Source organism: Pseudomonas sp. MWU12-2319 (assembly GCF_023242525.1).
GTDB lineage: Bacteria > Pseudomonadota > Gammaproteobacteria > Pseudomonadales > Pseudomonadaceae > Aquipseudomonas > Aquipseudomonas gingeri_D.
Map to the genome: position 1 here is coordinate 52,156 of NZ_JALJES010000004.1, position 16,735 is coordinate 68,890.

Annotated in this window: 21 protein-coding genes and 1 pseudogene; 15 read left to right on the forward strand and 7 right to left on the reverse strand. The window is 63.5% G+C overall.

Annotated elements, in window-relative coordinates:
- Positions 1-17 precede the first annotated feature (17 nt).
- From M5C01_RS07795 to M5C01_RS07815, 5 genes are all read left to right on the forward strand, one after another.
- Positions 18-587: a YqgE/AlgH family protein gene (locus M5C01_RS07795; protein ID WP_103494429.1), complete on the forward strand. Its 570-nt coding sequence runs from the start codon at positions 18-20 to the stop codon at positions 585-587.
- Complete coding sequence (gene ruvX, locus M5C01_RS07800) at positions 587-1,027, forward strand: Holliday junction resolvase RuvX (protein ID WP_103494430.1); 441 nt, start codon at positions 587-589, stop codon at positions 1,025-1,027. The genes M5C01_RS07795 and ruvX overlap by 1 nt, the downstream gene beginning before the upstream one ends.
- A gap of 67 nt (positions 1,028-1,094) precedes the next feature.
- On the forward strand, positions 1,095-1,601 hold the full coding sequence (pyrR, locus tag M5C01_RS07805; protein WP_152736827.1) for a bifunctional pyr operon transcriptional regulator/uracil phosphoribosyltransferase PyrR: 507 nt from the start codon (positions 1,095-1,097) through the stop codon (positions 1,599-1,601).
- A gap of 13 nt (positions 1,602-1,614) precedes the next feature.
- The gene (locus tag M5C01_RS07810) at positions 1,615-2,619 is read left to right on the forward strand and encodes an aspartate carbamoyltransferase catalytic subunit (protein ID WP_152736826.1); all 1,005 of its coding nucleotides are present in this window, start codon (positions 1,615-1,617) and stop codon (positions 2,617-2,619) included.
- On the forward strand, positions 2,616-3,887 hold the full coding sequence (locus M5C01_RS07815) for a dihydroorotase (protein ID WP_178129706.1): 1,272 nt from the start codon (positions 2,616-2,618) through the stop codon (positions 3,885-3,887). The genes M5C01_RS07810 and M5C01_RS07815 overlap by 4 nt, the downstream gene beginning before the upstream one ends.
- Before the next feature lie 208 nt (positions 3,888-4,095).
- On the opposite strand, the gene M5C01_RS07820 is transcribed toward M5C01_RS07815, so the two are convergent.
- On the reverse strand, positions 4,096-4,515 hold the full coding sequence (locus M5C01_RS07820) for a TM2 domain-containing protein (RefSeq protein WP_152736825.1): 420 nt from the start codon (positions 4,513-4,515) through the stop codon (positions 4,096-4,098).
- 252 nt (positions 4,516-4,767) lie between these two features.
- On the opposite strand from M5C01_RS07820, the gene M5C01_RS07825 reads away from it, so the two are divergent.
- Positions 4,768-5,421, forward strand: coding sequence for a C40 family peptidase (locus M5C01_RS07825; protein WP_103494435.1), 654 nt, complete (start codon positions 4,768-4,770; stop codon positions 5,419-5,421).
- A gap of 233 nt (positions 5,422-5,654) precedes the next feature.
- Here M5C01_RS07825 and M5C01_RS07830 read toward each other — a convergent pair.
- Positions 5,655-6,707: pseudogene (locus M5C01_RS07830) on the reverse strand (PilT/PilU family type 4a pilus ATPase); the annotation flags it as partial.
- 65 nt (positions 6,708-6,772) lie between these two features.
- Entirely contained in the window at positions 6,773-7,807 is a 1,035-nt protein-coding gene (locus M5C01_RS07835; RefSeq protein ID WP_103494437.1) for a type IV pilus twitching motility protein PilT, read from the reverse strand.
- A 56-nt stretch (positions 7,808-7,863) separates the two neighbouring features.
- Between M5C01_RS07835 and M5C01_RS07840 the strand changes: the two genes are divergently transcribed.
- The 9 genes from M5C01_RS07840 to M5C01_RS07880 all read left to right on the forward strand — a co-directional run bounded on the left by M5C01_RS07840 (position 7,864) and on the right by M5C01_RS07880 (position 14,442).
- Positions 7,864-8,550: a YggS family pyridoxal phosphate-dependent enzyme gene (locus tag M5C01_RS07840; protein WP_152736823.1), complete on the forward strand. Its 687-nt coding sequence runs from the start codon at positions 7,864-7,866 to the stop codon at positions 8,548-8,550.
- A gap of 33 nt (positions 8,551-8,583) precedes the next feature.
- Positions 8,584-9,402 (forward strand): pyrroline-5-carboxylate reductase, encoded by an 819-nt coding sequence (proC, locus tag M5C01_RS07845; protein ID WP_152736822.1) that lies wholly within the window; start codon positions 8,584-8,586, stop codon positions 9,400-9,402.
- 18 nt (positions 9,403-9,420) lie between these two features.
- A complete protein-coding gene (locus M5C01_RS07850; protein ID WP_152736821.1) occupies positions 9,421-10,011 on the forward strand; it encodes a YggT family protein in 591 nt (196 codons plus the stop codon).
- A gap of 77 nt (positions 10,012-10,088) precedes the next feature.
- Entirely contained in the window at positions 10,089-11,228 is a 1,140-nt protein-coding gene (locus tag M5C01_RS07855) for a homoserine O-acetyltransferase (RefSeq protein ID WP_152736820.1), read from the forward strand.
- Between the two features lie 7 nt (positions 11,229-11,235).
- Entirely contained in the window at positions 11,236-11,856 is a 621-nt protein-coding gene (gene metW, locus M5C01_RS07860; RefSeq protein ID WP_103494442.1) for a methionine biosynthesis protein MetW, read from the forward strand.
- Positions 11,857-11,882: 26 nt separating this feature from the next.
- Positions 11,883-12,317 carry a DUF4426 domain-containing protein gene (locus M5C01_RS07865; protein WP_152736819.1) on the forward strand — a complete coding sequence of 145 codons (435 nt, stop codon included), beginning with the start codon at positions 11,883-11,885 and terminating at the stop codon, positions 12,315-12,317.
- Positions 12,314-12,910, forward strand: coding sequence for an RdgB/HAM1 family non-canonical purine NTP pyrophosphatase (gene rdgB / locus M5C01_RS07870; protein WP_152736818.1), 597 nt, complete (start codon positions 12,314-12,316; stop codon positions 12,908-12,910). The genes M5C01_RS07865 and rdgB overlap by 4 nt, the downstream gene beginning before the upstream one ends.
- 59 nt (positions 12,911-12,969) lie before the next feature.
- Positions 12,970-14,109, forward strand: coding sequence for a radical SAM family heme chaperone HemW (gene hemW, locus M5C01_RS07875; RefSeq protein ID WP_178129716.1), 1,140 nt, complete (start codon positions 12,970-12,972; stop codon positions 14,107-14,109).
- A 9-nt stretch (positions 14,110-14,118) separates the two neighbouring features.
- Positions 14,119-14,442, forward strand: coding sequence for a DUF3392 domain-containing protein (locus tag M5C01_RS07880; RefSeq protein WP_060781995.1), 324 nt, complete (start codon positions 14,119-14,121; stop codon positions 14,440-14,442).
- Between the two features lie 27 nt (positions 14,443-14,469).
- On the opposite strand, the gene trmB is transcribed toward M5C01_RS07880, so the two are convergent.
- The 4 genes from trmB to M5C01_RS07900 all read right to left on the reverse strand — a co-directional run bounded on the left by trmB (position 14,470) and on the right by M5C01_RS07900 (position 16,730).
- Positions 14,470-15,195 (reverse strand): tRNA (guanosine(46)-N7)-methyltransferase TrmB, encoded by a 726-nt coding sequence (gene trmB, locus M5C01_RS07885; protein WP_152736816.1) that lies wholly within the window; start codon positions 15,193-15,195, stop codon positions 14,470-14,472.
- A gap of 9 nt (positions 15,196-15,204) precedes the next feature.
- Positions 15,205-15,999, reverse strand: a complete 795-nt coding sequence (locus M5C01_RS07890; protein WP_100944605.1) for a thiazole synthase — start codon at positions 15,997-15,999, stop codon at positions 15,205-15,207.
- Between the two features lie 65 nt (positions 16,000-16,064).
- Positions 16,065-16,265, reverse strand: a complete 201-nt coding sequence (gene thiS, locus M5C01_RS07895) for a sulfur carrier protein ThiS (protein ID WP_100944604.1) — start codon at positions 16,263-16,265, stop codon at positions 16,065-16,067.
- A gap of 87 nt (positions 16,266-16,352) precedes the next feature.
- Entirely contained in the window at positions 16,353-16,730 is a 378-nt protein-coding gene (locus M5C01_RS07900; RefSeq protein ID WP_103494447.1) for a DUF423 domain-containing protein, read from the reverse strand.
- Positions 16,731-16,735 lie beyond the last annotated feature (5 nt).

Consider the following 16,735-nt stretch of genomic DNA (forward strand, 5'->3'; position numbering starts at 1 on the left):
CGGCCACACTAGGGCTCATGAAAAACCTCACCCCGACGTACCTCAAGCATCATTTCCTGATCGCCATGCCGCATATGGCCGACCCGAATTTCGCGCAGACGGTGACCTATATCGTCGAGCACAGCGCGAACGGTGCCATGGGGCTGGTGATCAACCGCCCGCAAGCGCTGAGCCTGGCCGATATCCTCGAGCAACTGCGCCCGGACATCGAGCCGCCAGCCCTCTGCCAGCATGTGCCGATCTATACCGGCGGTCCGGTGCAGACCGACCGCGGGTTTGTCCTGCACCCCATCGGCCAGACCTACCAGGCCACCGTCGAACTGGAAGGCCTGGCGCTGTCCACGTCCCAGGATGTGCTGTTCGCCATTGCCGACGGTGAAGGCCCATCCCGCAGCCTGATCGCCCTCGGCTACGCCGGTTGGGAAGCCGGGCAACTGGAAGCGGAACTGGCCGACAACGCCTGGCTGACCTGCCCGTTCTCCCCGGACATTCTCTTCGAAACCGACAGCGACGCCCGCCTCGCCGCCGCCGCCGCGCACCTGGGGATCAACCTCAGCCTGCTCACCAGCCAGGCGGGCCACGCCTGATGGCCGCCATCCGCCTGCTGCTGGGTTTCGACTACGGCACCAAACAGATCGGCGTCGCCGTCGGCCAGATGATCACCGGCCAGGCCCGTGAGCTCTGCACCCTGAAGGCGCAAAACGGGATTCCCGACTGGAACCAGGTCGAAGCCCTGATCAAGGAATGGAAACCCGACGCCGTGGTGGTCGGCCTGCCGCTGAACATGGACGGCACCCCCAGCGACATGTGCGCCCGTGCGGAGAAATTCGCCCGCCGGCTCAACGGTCGCTACAACCTGCCGTTCTTCACCCAGGACGAACGCCTGACCACTTTCGAAGCCAAGGGCGAACGCATGGCCCGTGGCGGCCAGAAAGGCACCTATCGCGACAACCCGGTGGACGCCATCGCCGCCAAGCTGCTGCTGCAAAGCTGGATCGAAGAACACCCGACACCTGCCGAGTCCTGAACAGCGGCGCTGCCCGAACCTCTTACCCTCGCCTTGATCCCCCGCAAGGGCCCTTGAAGGAGCAACCATGAGCCTGCCCAATCCCGCCGACCTGATCAGCCAGATGGCCGTCGATCTCAACGCCCACCTGAGCAAGCGCGCCATTGTCGAACCGCGCTTTATCGGTATTCGTACCGGCGGCGTGTGGGTGGCCCAGGCGCTGCTCAAGGCCCTGGATAGCACATCGCCCCTGGGCACCCTGGATGTGTCCTTCTACCGCGACGACTTCAGCCAGAACGGCCTGCACCCGCAGGTGCGCCCGTCCGAGCTGCCGTTCGAGATCGAAGGCCAGCACCTGGTGCTGATCGACGACGTGCTGATGAGCGGCCGGACCGTCCGCGCGGCCCTCAACGAGCTCTTCGACTACGGCCGCCCGGCCAGCGTGACGCTGGTCAGCCTGCTGGACCTCGATGCCGCCGAACTGCCGATCCGTCCCGATGTGGTCGGTGCAACACTGTCGCTGGCTCCCACGGAACGGGTAAAATTGTCCGGCCCCGCGCCGCTCCAACTTGAACTTCAAGACCTCGCCCTTTAAAGAGTCCCTTGCGATGACGCCTCTAGACGCCAAGCGCCCGCTGCAGCTCAATGATCAGGGCCAGCTACGCCACTTCCTCTCGCTCGACGGCCTGCGCCGCGAGCTGTTGACCGAAATCCTCGACACCGCCGACTCCTTCCTCGAAGTCGGCGCCCGGGCGGTAAAGAAAGTCCCGCTGCTGCGCGGCAAGACCGTGTGCAACGTGTTCTTCGAGAACTCCACCCGTACCCGCACCACCTTTGAAATGGCGGCCCAACGGCTGTCGGCGGACGTGATCACCCTGAACGTGTCCACGTCCTCGGCGAGCAAGGGTGAAACCCTGCTCGACACCCTGCGCAACCTCGAGGCCATGGCCGCCGATATGTTCGTCGTGCGTCACGGCGAGTCCGGCGCCGCGCATTTCATAGCCGAACACGTCTGCCCCCAGGTGGCGGTCATCAACGGCGGCGACGGCCGCCACGCGCACCCGACCCAGGGCATGCTCGACATGCTGACCATCCGTCGGCACAAGGGCGGCTTCGAAAACCTCTCGGTGGCCATCGTCGGCGACATCCTGCACTCGCGGGTGGCCCGTTCGAACATGCTGGCACTCAAGACCCTCGGTTGCCCGGATATCCGCGTGATCGCGCCGAAAACCTTGCTGCCGATCGGCATCGAGCAATACGGGGTGAAGGTCTACACCGACCTGGCCGAAGGCCTGAAGGACGTCGACGTGGTGATCATGCTGCGCCTGCAGCGTGAACGCATGACCGGCGGCCTGCTGCCCAGCGAAGGCGAGTTCTACCGCCTGTTCGGCCTGACCACCGCGCGCCTGGCCGGCGCCAAGCCGGATTGCATCGTCATGCACCCGGGCCCGATCAACCGTGGCGTGGAAATCGAATCGGCGGTGGCCGACGGCCCCCATTCGGTGATCCTCAACCAAGTCACCTACGGCATCGCCATACGCATGGCCGTGCTGTCCATGGCCATGAGCGGGCAGACTGCCCAGCGCCAATTCGAGCAGGAGAAGGCCCAGTGAAACTCAGCATACTCGGCGCCCGCGTCATCGACCCGAGCAGCGGCCTGGATCAAGTGACCGACCTGCACCTGGAAGCCGGCAAGCTGATTGCCATCGGCGCCGCCCCGGCGGGTTTTGCCGCCATTGAAGTGATCGACGCCAAAGGCCTGGTGGCCGCTCCCGGGCTGGTTGACCTGAACGTCTCCCTGCGCGAGCCGGGCTACAGCCGCAAGGGCAATATCGCCAGCGAAACCCGCGCGGCGGCGGCCGGCGGCGTCACCAGCCTGTGCTGCCCGCCCAAGACCAAACCGGTGCTGGACACCTCGGCGGTGGCCGAACTGATCCTCGACCGCGCCCGCGAAGCCGGCAACACCAAGGTGTTCCCCATCGGCGCCCTGAGCAAAGGCCTGGAAGGCGAACAGTTGGCCGAACTGGCGGCCTTGCGCGATGCCGGCTGCGTGGCGTTCGGCAACGGCCTGGAGAGCTTCCGCAACACCCGCACCCTGTGCCGGGCGCTGGAATATGCGGCGACGTTCGACCTGACGGTGATTTTCCACTCCCAGGACCATGACCTGGCCCATGGCGGCCTGGCCCATGAAGGCCCGACCGCCAGCTTCCTCGGCTTGTCGGGGATTCCGGAAACCGCCGAGACCGTGGCCCTGGCCCGGGACCTGCTGCTGGTGGAGCAGAGCGGCGTGCGCGCGCACTTCAGCCAGCTGACCAGTGCGCGCGGCGTGGCCCTGATCGCCCAGGCCCAGGCCCGTGGCTTGCCGGTGACCGCCGATGTGGCCTTGTACCAGCTGATCCTGACCGACGAAGCGCTGATCGACTTCTCCAGCCTTTACCACGTGCAACCGCCGCTGCGCACCCGCGCCGACCGCGACGGTTTGCGCGCTGCGGTGAAATCCGGGGTGGTGAGCGCCATCTCCAGCCATCACCAGCCCCATGAGCGCGATGCCAAGCTGGCGCCGTTCGGCGAGACCGAGCCGGGCATCAGCAGCGTCGAGCTGTTGCTGCCGCTGGCGTTGACCCTGGTGGAAGATGGCCTGCTGGACCTGCCGACCTTGCTGAAGCGCCTGAGCGCCGGTCCTGCCGAGGCTTTGCGCCTGCCGGCGGGCAAGCTGGCGGTGGGGGCGGCGGCGGATCTGGTGCTGTTCGATCCGAGCACCTCGACCGTGGCCGGTGAGCACTGGTTGTCCAAGGGCGAGAACTGCCCGTTCCTCGGCCATGCGTTGCCGGGAGCGGTGCGTTATACGCTGATGGATGGGCGGATCACACACCAGGCGTGATCCAGTATTTGTGGGAGCGGTGCTTGTCGGATCGCCGCACCGCCGCGAAGCTTTTAGCGTCCTTAAAACCGCCTTCGCGGGCAAGCCCTGCTCCTACAGATTTATGTCGTACACCAGATTGATATTCGACGAAGACTGTAGGAGCAGGGCTTACCCGCGAAGAGGCCCTTGAGGTCACCAAAAACCCCCAGAGAAAAGGGATTCGACCTCAACCCCGCCCGCTGTTCCTCAGCGACACCTGGTCATTCAGTGTCCAGAAGTCATACAGCACGCCAAGCCCCAGCAACCCGCCCGTCAGCAGATAAAGCAGCCCGGTCAGCCATTTGCCCTGGTACATCCGGTGAATACCGAACAACCCCAGGAACGTCAGCAGCAACCAGGCGACGTTATAGTCCAGCGGCCCGGCGGTAAAACGCAGATCCGCCTCGCGGTCCATGCCCGGAATCAGGAACAGGTCGATCAACCAACCGATCCCCAGCAACCCGAAGGTAAAAAACCAGATCGTCCCGGTAACCGGCTTGCCGTAATAGAAGCGGTGAGAACCGGTAAAACCAAAAATCCACAGCAAATACCCGAGTAAAACGTTGTGGGTATTCGCCGGTGTGCCGTCCTGCCGATAGCTGTTCATCAACGCCTTCTCCGAGCTCGATAGATAAATATTTCGTAAAACCGTGTGACTTTTTTACTGTCTCAAAACATGTAACAAACCCTTACCGAAAATCGCTGAAAGCCTTGTGGGGCCTGACTTTCACGTGACTCGTGGGTCGGATTTCACAGCCCCAGGCCACTTTAAACCCCTGTATTGATTCGACAAACGGGCCCAGAAGTGACCAAAAAGCTGTTATAAAGTTGCGCGATTACCTATTTAGAGCCTTGCCTAATGCGACCATTTTTCAAGACATGGCTAACCATCTGCCTATTAATGCCACTGGCCGCCCACGCCACCAACCGTGAGCAACGTCTTCCTTCAGTCAACGGTCACACTGCCAAATCACCGGCTACCGTTGCCCATGCTACCGATCTGACCGCCCCTGTGGTCAAGCGCCCTGGCAAGCACGGCAGCCATGGCAAAGCCCGTCATGATAGCGTGGTGGCCATCAATCCGGCCGCACCGAACGCCAAGCAGAGCAGCGCCGTGCTCAGCCGTGCGGTGAATGTGCTGGGGACCCCGTATCGCTGGGGCGGCAGCAGCCCGAGCAAGGGCTTCGACTGCAGCGGCCTGGTCAAGTATGCCTTCAACGGCGTAGCGGCCAGTGATCTGCCGCGCACGTCCAATGCCATGGCCGCCGGCCACGGGCAGAAAGTCGCGCGCAAGGACCTCAAGCCGGGCGACCTGCTGTTCTTCACCCTCAAGAGCCGCAAGGTCAACCACGTGGCCATCTACCTGGGCAACGATCGGTTTATCCACGCACCGCGTCGCGGCAAGTCGGTGACCATCGACACGCTGAAGAAGCCGTACTGGGACAGCCATTACGTGATTGCCAAGCGCGTGATCCCGAAAGAGCAGAACCATATGCGGGTTGTGCAGCGCTGATTGGATTCGTGGTGCGCCTGTGAAGTTTTTGGCGCTCTCGAGGGCCTCTTCGCGGGCAAGCCCTGCTCCTACAGTGTTGCGTCGTTTACAAAATCGGTGAACGACGACGTACTGTAGGAGCAGGGCTTGTCGGGTCGCCGCACCGCCGCGAAGGCGTCAGAACAGCCACCACAAAGCTCCTAGGCCGGCCCCAGGCTCAAGCTATCCGCCCCCGCACCACCCGTCCCCTTCTCCAACTTGATCATCAGCCGCAAGTCATTGGCTGAATCCGCATACGCCAATGCATCGCGGTAGCTGATCACCCCCTCCTGATGCAATGCATACAACGCCTGGTCCAAGGTCTGCATCCCCTGTTCGGTCGAGCGTTTCATCAACGCCTTGAGCTCCTTGATCTCGCCCTTGCGAATCAGGTCGGCCATCAGCGGCGTATTCAGCAGCACTTCCACCACCGCCCGCCGTCCCTGGCCATCCCGGGTTGGAATCAACTGCTGGGCGACAATCGCCCGCAGGTTGAGGGACAGCTCCATCCAGATCTGCGGGTGCCGGTCCACGGGAAAGAAGTTGATGATCCGCTCCAGCGCCTGGTCGGCATTCGGCGCATGCAGGGTCGCCAGGCACAGGTGCCCGGTTTCCGCGAACGCCAGGGCATGGCCCATGGTCTCCCGGGTGCGCACTTCGCCGATCATGATCAGGTCCGGGGCCTGGCGCAGGGTGTTTTTCAGCGCCACCTCGTAGGAATCGGTGTCGATCCCCACTTCGCGCTGGGTAATGATGCAGTTCTGGTGCTCATGAACGAACTCGATGGGGTCCTCGACCGTGACGATATGGCCGCTGCCCTGCTGGTTGCGGTGGCCGATCATCGCTGCCAGGGTGGTCGACTTGCCGGTGCCGGTGGCCCCGACCAGCATCACCAGCCCGCGCTTGAGCAGTGCCAATTGCTCGATGATCGGCGGCAGCTTCAGCGTGGCCAGCTCGGGAATCCGCGTCTCGATGCGCCGCAACACCATGCCCGGTTGGCTGCGCTGGTAAAACGCGCTGACACGAAAACGCCCCACGCCCTTGGGGTGGATGGCGAAATTGCATTCGTGCAGGTGGGTAAAGTCGAGCTTCTGACGCTCGGTCATCAGGCCGAACACCGCGTCCTGGGTCTGTTCCTGGGTCAGCGGGGCGCGGGTCACCGGCAGGATCTGGCCGTTGACCTTGAGCGACGGCGGCAGGCCCGGGGTGATAAACAGGTCGGAAGCGCCCTTCTCGACCATCAGGCGCAGCAGTTTCTCGAACTCCATGAGCGTCTCCGCGTCGCATCAGGCACACACCTGTGTGACAGCGTAGAAGCTCACGGGGGTTCGCGTCAGAAGTTGTCCGGGATCTTCGCCTTCTCCCGGGCATTGTCGCGGGTGATCAGGCCCTTGGTCAGCAGCTCCTTGAGGCACATGTCCAGGGTCTGCATGCCCAGCGAGCCGCCGGTCTGGATCGAGGAGTACATCTGCGCCACCTTGTCCTCGCGGATCAGGTTCCGGATCGCCGGGGTGCCGAGCATGATCTCGTGGGCGGCGATACGCCCGCCGCCGACCTTCTTCAGCAGGCTCTGGGAAATCACCGCCTGCAGGGATTCGGAGAGCATCGAGCGAACCATCGACTTCTCCTGCGCCGGAAACACGTCGACCACCCGGTCGATGGTCTTGGCCGCCGAGGTGGTGTGCAGCGTGCCGAACACCAGATGACCGGTTTCCGCGGCGGTCAGCGCCAGGCGGATGGTTTCCAGGTCGCGCATCTCGCCCACCAGGATCACGTCCGGGTCCTCCCGCAGGGCCGAACGCAGGGCCGCGGAGAAACTCTGGGTGTCGCGATGCACTTCACGCTGGTTGACCAGGCACTTCTTCGACTCGTGGACGAATTCGATCGGGTCCTCGATGGTCAGGATATGGTGATGCTTGTTGTTGTTCAGGTGGTCGATCATCGCCGCCAGGGTGGTCGACTTGCCCGAGCCGGTCGGCCCGGTCACCAGCACCAGCCCGCGCGGCACCTCGGTGATCTTGCGAAACACCTCGCCCATGCCCAGGTCGCTCATGGTCAGGACTTTCGAGGGAATGGTCCGGAACACCGCGCCCGACCCGCGGTTGTGGTTGAAGGCGTTGACCCGGAAGCGCGCCACGCCCGGCACTTCGAAGGAGAAGTCGGTCTCCAGGAACTCCTCGTAGTCCTTGCGCTGGCGGTCGTTCATGATGTCGTAGATCAGGTCGTGGACCTGCTTGTGGTCCAGCGCCGGCAGGTTGATCCGCCGTACATCGCCGTCGACCCGGATCATCGGCGGCAGGCCCGCCGAGAGGTGCAAGTCCGACGCGCCCTGTTTGGCGCTAAAGGCCAGCAGCTCGGTGATATCCATGAGGCTCCCCAATACAGGTAGAATGCCGCAGACTTTTGACCTGCTGGCGAATTTGAATGACCACGATAGCAGACAACATCACCACCGTTGCAGCCCGCATCGCTGCCGCTGCACAGGCCGCCGGCCGCGACAGCGCCAGCATCGGCCTGCTCGCCGTGAGCAAGACCAAGCCCGCCGCCGCCGTGCGCGAAGCCCATGCCGCGGGCCTGCGGGACTTCGGCGAGAATTACCTGCAGGAAGCCCTGGGCAAACAGGCCGAATTGACCGACCTGCCCTTGTGCTGGCACTTCATCGGCCCCATTCAATCGAACAAGACTCGCGCCATCGCCGAGCATTTCGATTGGGTGCACTCCGTGGATCGCCTGAAAATCGCACAACGCCTGTCCGAACAGCGCCCGGCTGACCTGGCGCCGTTGAATATCTGCATCCAGGTCAATGTCAGCGGCGAGGCCAGCAAGTCCGGCTGCACCCCGGCCGACCTGCCGGCCCTGGCCGCGGCCATCAGCGCCTTGCCGAACCTGAAGCTGCGCGGGCTGATGGCGATCCCCGAACCGACCGAAGAGCGTGCCGAACAAGACGCCGCGTTCGCCACCGTGCGGACTTTGCAAGACAGCCTCAACCTGCCGCTCGACACACTTTCCATGGGCATGAGCCACGATCTCGAGTCGGCCATTGCCCAAGGCGCCACCTGGGTGCGGATCGGTACCGCGCTGTTTGGCGCCCGCGATTATGGCCAGGCCTGACATGGCCTCACACACTCGTCTTAAGGATCCGTCATGAGCAAGAATCGAATCACTTTCATCGGCGCCGGCAACATGGCGGCCAGCCTGATCGGCGGCCTGCGTGCCGAGGGCCTGGACGCCGCGCTGATTCGCGCCAGCGATCCCGGCGCCGAGACCCGCGCCCGGGTCCAGGCCGAACACGGTATTGAAGTGTTTGCCGACAACGCCGAGGCCATCCTCGGCGCGGATGTGGTGGTGCTGGCGGTCAAGCCGCAAGCCATGAAGGCCGTGTGCGAAGCCTTGCGTCCCAGCCTGAAGCCCCATCAATTGGTGGTGTCGATTGCCGCCGGTATCACCTGCGCGAGCATGAACCGCTGGCTGGGCGAGCAGCCGATCGTGCGCTGCATGCCGAACACCCCGGCGCTGCTGCGCCAGGGCGTCAGCGGCCTGTTCGCCACCGCGCGGGTGTCCGCCGAACAGCGCCAACAGGCGCAAACCCTGCTGTCGGCCGTCGGCAGTGCCTTCTGGCTGGACGAAGAACAGCAACTGGACGCGGTGACCGCCGTGTCCGGCAGCGGCCCGGCGTACTTCTTCCTGCTGATCGAAGCCATGACCGCCGCCGGCGAGAAACTTGGCCTGCCCCGTGACATCGCCAGCCAACTGACCCTGAAGACCGCCCTGGGCGCCGCCCATATGGCCGTCTCCAGTGACGTCGAGGCCGCCGAGCTGCGCCGTCGCGTGACCTCGCCGGCCGGAACCACGGAAGCCGCGATCAAGACGTTCCAGGCCGGCGGCTTCGAAGCCCTGGTAGAAAAGGCGCTTGGCGCCGCCGCCCACCGTTCGGCCGAAATGGCCGAGCAACTCGGTCAGTAATCCTCGAGGGAACCCTTAATGTTTGCATTAAATAGCGCTGCCATTTTTGTCATTCAAACCCTGGGCAGCCTGTACCTGTTGGTGATCCTGCTGCGTTTCATCCTGCAACTGGTCCGGGCCAACTTCTACAACCCGCTCTGCCAGTTCACCGTGAAAGCCACGCAACCCCTGCTCAAGCCGCTGCGCCGGATCATTCCAAGCCTGTTCGGCCTGGACATGTCCTCGCTGGTGCTGGCGATTGTCGTGCAGATGCTGTTGATGGCGGTGATCCTGCTGCTCAGCTACGGTGTCACCGGCAATATCGCCTACCTGCTGATCTGGGCGGTCATCGGCATCACCTCGCTGTTCCTCAAGGTGTTCTTCTTCGCCATGATCATCAGCGTGATCCTTTCCTGGGTCGCGCCCGGCAGCCATAGCCCGGCGGCCGAGCTGGTATTCCAGATCAGCGAACCGGCCCTGGCGCCGTTCCGCAAGATCGTGCCGAACCTGGGTGGCCTGGATATCTCGCCGATCCTGGCGTTCCTGGTGATCCAGTTGATCCAGAGCTATGTGATTCCGCCGCTGGCGGTCATGAGCGGCATGCCGGAAGTGCTGTTCCGCTTGATCTGATCAACTGTGGGAGCGGCGCTTGCCGCTGCTCCCCCCGCTCATTAGACTTACGCCTCATTCAAGCGTGAGCAGGGTCGATGTCCACTGTCTTTCCCCACGATTCCGTCGGGCTGGTCGTGCCGCAAACAGCACACTTCAGCGAGCCCCTGGCCCTGGCCTGCGGCCGTTCCCTGCCGGCCTACGACCTGATCTACGAAACCTACGGCACCCTCAATCCCGCGGCGAGCAACGCCGTGCTGATCTGCCATGCCCTTTCCGGCCATCACCACGCCGCCGGTTTCCACAGCCCCGACGAGCGCAAGCCCGGCTGGTGGGACAGCTGCATCGGCCCCGGCAAGCCCATCGACACCAACAAGTTCTTTGTCGTCAGCCTGAACAACCTTGGCGGCTGCAACGGCTCCACCGGCCCGAGCAGCATCAACCCCGAGACCGGCCGCCCCTTCGGTGCCGATTTCCCGGTGCTGACCGTGGAAGACTGGGTCCACAGCCAGGCCCACCTCGCCGACCGCCTGGGCATCGGCCAGTGGGCCGCGGTGATCGGCGGCAGCCTGGGCGGCATGCAGGCCATGCAATGGAGCATCACCTTCCCCGATCGCGTACGCCATTGCGTCGCCATCGCCTCGGCCCCCAAGTTGTCGGCGCAGAACATCGCCTTCAACGAAGTGGCGCGCCAGGCGATCCTCACCGATCCCGAGTTCCACGGCGGCTCGTTCCAGGAGCACGGCGTGATCCCCAAGCGCGGCCTGATGCTGGCGCGCATGGTCGGGCACATCACCTACCTGTCCGATGACTCCATGGGCGAGAAATTCGGCCGTGGCCTCAAGAGCGAAAAGCTCAACTACGACTTCCACAGCGTGGAGTTCCAGGTCGAGAGCTACCTGCGTTACCAGGGCGAGGAGTTTTCCGGGCGTTTTGACGCCAACACCTACCTGTTGATGACCAAGGCCCTGGACTACTTCGACCCGGCGGCCAACTTCAACGACGACCTGGCGCGAACCTTCGCCGGTGCCACGGCCCGCTTCTGCGTGATGTCCTTCACCACCGACTGGCGTTTCTCGCCGGCCCGCTCGCGGGAAATCGTCGATGCACTGATGGCCGCGCGCAAGGACGTCTGCTACCTGGAAATCGACGCACCACAAGGCCATGACGCCTTCCTGATCCCGATCCCGCGTTACCTGCAGGCGTTCGGCAACTACATGAACCGAATTACGCTGTGAGGACGCCATGAGAGCCGACCTGGAAATCATCCAAGACTGGATCCCCGCCGGCAGCCGCGTGCTCGACCTCGGCTGCGGCGACGGCGAACTGCTGGCCTGGCTGCGGGACAACAAGCAGGTCACCGGCTACGGCCTGGAAAACGACCCGGAGAACATCGCCACCTGCGTGGCCAAGGGCATCAACGTCATCGAGCAGGACCTGGACAAGGGCCTCGGCAACTTTGCCAGCAACAGCTTCGATATCGTGGTCATGACCCAGGCCCTGCAAGCCGTGCACTACCCGGACAAGATCCTCGACGAAATGCTCCGGGTCGGGCGCCAGTGCATCATCACCTTCCCCAACTTCGGTCACTGGCGCTGCCGCTGGTACCTGGCGAGCAAGGGTCGGATGCCGGTTTCGGAATTCCTCCCGTACACCTGGTACAACACGCCGAACATCCACTTCTGCACCTTCGAGGACTTCGAGGCACTGTGCCGCGAGCGAACCGCCAAGGTGATCAACCGGCTTGCCGTGGATCAACAGCACCGCCATGGGTGGGCCAGTAAGCTATGGCCTAATCTATTAGGTGAGATCGGCATTTATCGCGTCAGCAGCCCAGGTCTCAGCGATCACCAGATCGCGGTATAAACCGCACTGCCTCGAGGAGAATGATCATGCTGCGTTCAATTGTGTTTCTAGTGGCGGCCTGCTTCGGCGTCACGGCCATGGCCGCCGATGCCATCAAGAGCGAGCGCCAGGAAGTCTTCGGTGACCTCACCGTGCACTACAACACCTTCAACTCTACCTATATTCAACCGGACACTGCCCAGCGTGCGGAGTTGGTACGCAGCAAGGACCAGGGTGTGATCAACATCTCGGTGGCCAAGGCCGGCAAACCGCTGGTCGCCCAGATCAGCGGCAATGTGAAGGACCTGACCGGCAAGAGCGTCACACTGAACTTCAAGCAGATTACCGAGCAGGGCGCCGTCTACTACCTGGCGCAATACCCGGTACCGCAGCAGGAAAACCGCATCTTCGAAATCACCGTCACCGCCGGCGGTGATGCCCACACTTTCAGCTTCAATCAGGAACTTTTCCCAGGCGAATGATGAACTTCAGCCAACTGGTACTGGCCAGCCACAACGCCGGCAAACTCAAAGAACTCCAGGCCATGCTCGGTGGGTCGGTGCAACTGCGCTCGATCGGTGAGTTCAGCAGCGTCGAGCCGGAAGAAACCGGCTTGTCGTTCGTCGAAAACGCCATCCTGAAAGCCCGTAATGCGTCACGCATTTCCGGCCTGCCGGCGCTGGCCGACGATTCCGGGCTGGCGGTGGACTTCCTCGGTGGCGCGCCGGGTATCTATTCGGCCCGCTATGCCGATGGCCAGGGCGATGCGGCGAACAACGCCAAGCTGCTCGAGGCCCTGAAGGACGTCCCCACCGCCGAGCGAGGCGCGCAGTTCGTCTGCGTGCTGGCCTTGGTGCGGCATGCCGATGACCCGCTGCCGATTCTCTGCGAAGGCCTGTGGCACGGACGTATCCTCACCGCCGCCAGCGGCGAGCACGGTTTTGGCTACGATCCGCTGTTCTGGGTGCCGGAGCGTGACTGCTCGAGCGCCGAACTGGGTCCGGTCGAGAAAAACCAGCTCAGCCACCGCGCCCGCGCCATGGCCCTGTTGCGCCAGCGCCTGGGCCTGCAATGACCCAGCCCCACGTAGCGCCGCCGCTGATCCACGGCAGCGCGCCAATCCCTCGGGCGGCCATGGCGCAGTTGCCGCCCCTGGCGCTGTATATCCATATCCCCTGGTGCGTGCGCAAATGCCCGTATTGCGACTTCAACTCCCACACCGCCAGCCCGGTGCTGCCGGAAGAGGAGTATGTCGACGCACTGCTGGCCGACCTCGACCAGGACCTGCACGCGGTGTATGGCCGTGAATTGAGTTCGATCTTCTTCGGTGGCGGCACGCCCAGCCTGTTCAGCGCACCGGCGCTGGGGCGTTTGCTCAAGGGCGTCGAGGCGCGCATTCCGTTTGCCGGCGATATCGAAATCACCCTGGAGGCCAACCCCGGGACCTTCGAGCAGGAAAAATTCATCGCCTATCGCCAGCTGGGCATCAATCGGCTGTCCATCGGTATCCAGAGTTTCCAGGAAGACAAGCTCAAGGCCCTCGGCCGCATCCATACCGGCGGCGAAGCCGTGCGGGCGGCGGATATGGCGCGCCAGGCCGGGTTCGACAACTTCAACCTGGACCTGATGCACGGTTTGCCGGACCAGTCCCTGGACGATGCCCTGGCTGATCTGCGCCAGGCCATTGCCTTGAAGCCCACGCACCTGTCCTGGTACCAACTCACCCTGGAGCCGAACACGGTGTTCTGGAACCAGCCGCCGACCCTGCCGGAAGACGACACCCTGTGGGATATCCAGGAAGCCGGCCAGGCGCTGTTGGCCGAGCACGGTTACGCCCAGTACGAAGTCTCGGCCTATGCCCAGCCCGGGCGGGCGGCGCGACATAACCTCAACTACTGGAGCTTCGGCGATTTCATCGGTATCGGTGCCGGCGCCCATGGCAAACTCAGCCACTCGGACGGGCGCATCGTCCGGACCTGGAAAACCCGCCTGCCGAAGGACTACCTGAACCCGGCCAAGGCCTTCCAGGCCGGGGAGAAAGCCCTGGCCAACGAAGAGCTGCCGTTCGAGTTCCTGATGAATGCCCTGCGCCTGACCGAGGGCGTTGACGCCGTCTTGTTTGCGCAACGTACCGGGCTTAGTCTCGACAGCTTGAACGAAGCACGCGCCGAGGCCGAACAAAGTGGCCTGTTGCGGGTCGAACCGTCACGCCTGGCGGCCACCGATCGCGGGCAGCTGTTTCTCAACGACCTGCTGCAATACTTTTTGACCTAAGGAAACCCCATGGACCTGGTACTCGACCTGCTCGCCACGGTATCGCGTTGGAGCCGCAGCAACCTGTCGGAAATCGCCCTGGCGCTGGTGGGCTGCCTGCTGGTGCTGTTTGGCGCGGATATCAAGGGTTGGATCGATCAACGCCTGGGCAGCATTGCCGGTGCCTTGCGCGTACCGCTGCTGGCCCTGCTGTGCATGATCGGCAGCGGCGCGGCCTTGATCTACGCCACGCCCTGGGTGGTGCGCGGCTTGAGCCAGTTCAACAACTACAGCCTGGCGCCGGTGTTGTTGGTGGTGCTGGTATTGATCGGGGTGGTGGCGGATCGGCGCTGATTGGAACGCGCTTCACCGCCATCGGCCTCAGGCCAGTTTCTCGAACTTCAGGTCCCACACTCCGTGTCCCAGTCGTTCGCCACGGCGTTCGAACTTGGTGATCGGGCGTTCGGCCGGACGCGGCACGCATTTGCCGTCTTCGGCCAGGTTGCGATAACCCGGGGCGACGTTCATCACTTCCAGCATATATTCGGCATACGGCTCCCAGTCGGTGGCCATATGCAAGATCCCACCGACCTTCAGCTTGCTGCGCACCAGTTCGGCAAAGGATGCCTGGACGATACGCCGCTTGTGGTGACGGCTCTTGTGCCACGGATCCGGGAAAAACAGCATCAGCCGATCCAGGCTGTTGTCCGCCACGCAGCGGTTGAGCACTTCAATGGCATCGCAGTCGTAGACCCGCAGGTTCTTCAGCCCCTGGGTCAGCACGCCATTGAGCAGCGCCCCAACACCCGGACGGTGCACTTCCACACCGATAAAATCCTGCTCGGGTGCCGCCGCCGCCATTTCCAGCAGGGAATGCCCCATGCCGAAGCCGATTTCCAGCGAGCGTGGCGCCGAGCGACCGAACACCTGGTCAAAATCTACCGGCGCATCGGCCAGCGGCAGGACGAACAGCGGCGTGCCCTGTTCCAGGCCCTTCTGCTGGCCTTCGGTCATGCGCCCGGCGCGCATCACGAAACTCTTGATACGGCGGTGTTGGCGCTCTTCGCCTTCTTCCGGCTGGATTGGCGTGTCGTTCGATTCAGTCATCAAAGGCTCTTACTTGATCAGACCATCCAGCGGCGAGGAAGCGCTGGCATAGAGTTTTTTCGGCATGCGACCGGCGAGGTAGGCCAGGCGACCGGCAACGATGGCGTGTTTCATGGCTTCGGCCATCAGGATCGGCTGCTGGGCGTGGGCGATGGCCGAGTTCATCAGCACCGCCTCGCAACCCAGTTCCATGGCAATGGTGGCGTCGGAGGCGGTACCGACACCGGCATCCACCAGCACCGGGATCTTGGCTTCTTCGAGGATGATCTGCAGGTTGTACGGGTTGCAGATCCCCAGGCCCGTGCCGATCAGGCCGGCCAGCGGCATGACCGCGATGCAGCCGATTTCCGCCAGTTGCCGGGCGATGATCGGGTCATCGCTGGTGTAGACCATCACGTCGAAACCTTCCTTGACCAGCACTTCGGCGGCCTTGAGGGTTTCGATCACGTTGGGGAACAGGGTTTTCTGGTCGGCCAGGACTTCCAGCTTCACCAGGTTGTGGCCGTCCAGCAGCTCACGGGCCAGGCGGCAGGTGCGCACGGCTTCGATGGCGTCGTAGCAACCGGCGGTATTCGGCAGGATGGTGTAGCGATCCGGCGGCAGGATATCCAGCAGGTTAGGTTCGCCCGGGTTCTGCCCCAGATTGGTCCGGCGCACCGCCACGGTGACGATCTCGGCCCCCGAGGCCTCGATGGCCAGGCGGGTTTCTTCCATGTCGCGGTATTTGCCGGTACCCACCAGCAGACGGGACTGATAGGTACGGCCGGCCAGCACGAAGGGCTTGTCGCTGCGAACAGTGCTCATTCGGAAATCCTCTTGAAAGGTTGAGGGCTTGCAGGGTGGATCAGGGCGTGGGACCGCGGGGGCGATTAACCGCCACCGATAGCGTGTACCACTTCGACCTGATCGCCTTCACGCAGGGCGGTGTCGGCATGCTGGCTGCGCGGGACGATATCCAGGTTCAGCTCCACCGCCACCCGCCGCCCGACCAGGTCGAGCCGGGCCAGCAACGCCGCGACGGTCTCGCCATCGGGCAGTTCAAAGGGTTCACCGTTCAATTGAATGCGCATGCGCCGGGCTGCCATCATTTTTAGGGGTCAGCATTCTAGCCCGATCAGTCCGGGCGACCCAAGCCATTCGTCGACCTGGCGGTCAGCTCAAGCCGCCTGCAGGCGCCAGGCGGCCAGACCGAGGCAGAACCAGCCGATCAGGAAGCCCAGGCCGCCGAACGGGGTGATGATGCCCAACTTGCTCACACCGGTCAGGGTCAACAGATACAGGCTGCCGGAGAACAGGATAATCCCGAAGGCGAACGACAGGCCGGCCCAGGTGACCAGACGCCCCGGAATATGGGTCGCCAACAGCGCCACGCCGAACAGCGCGAGGGCGTGCACCAGCTGATAGGTCACCCCGGTGTGGAAGATCGCCAGGTACTCCGCGCTCAGGCGGTCTTTCAGGCCGTGGGCGGCAAAGGCACCGAGGGCGACGCCGGTAAAACCGAAAAAGGCGGCCAGCAGCAAAAAACCACGCAACATGACGA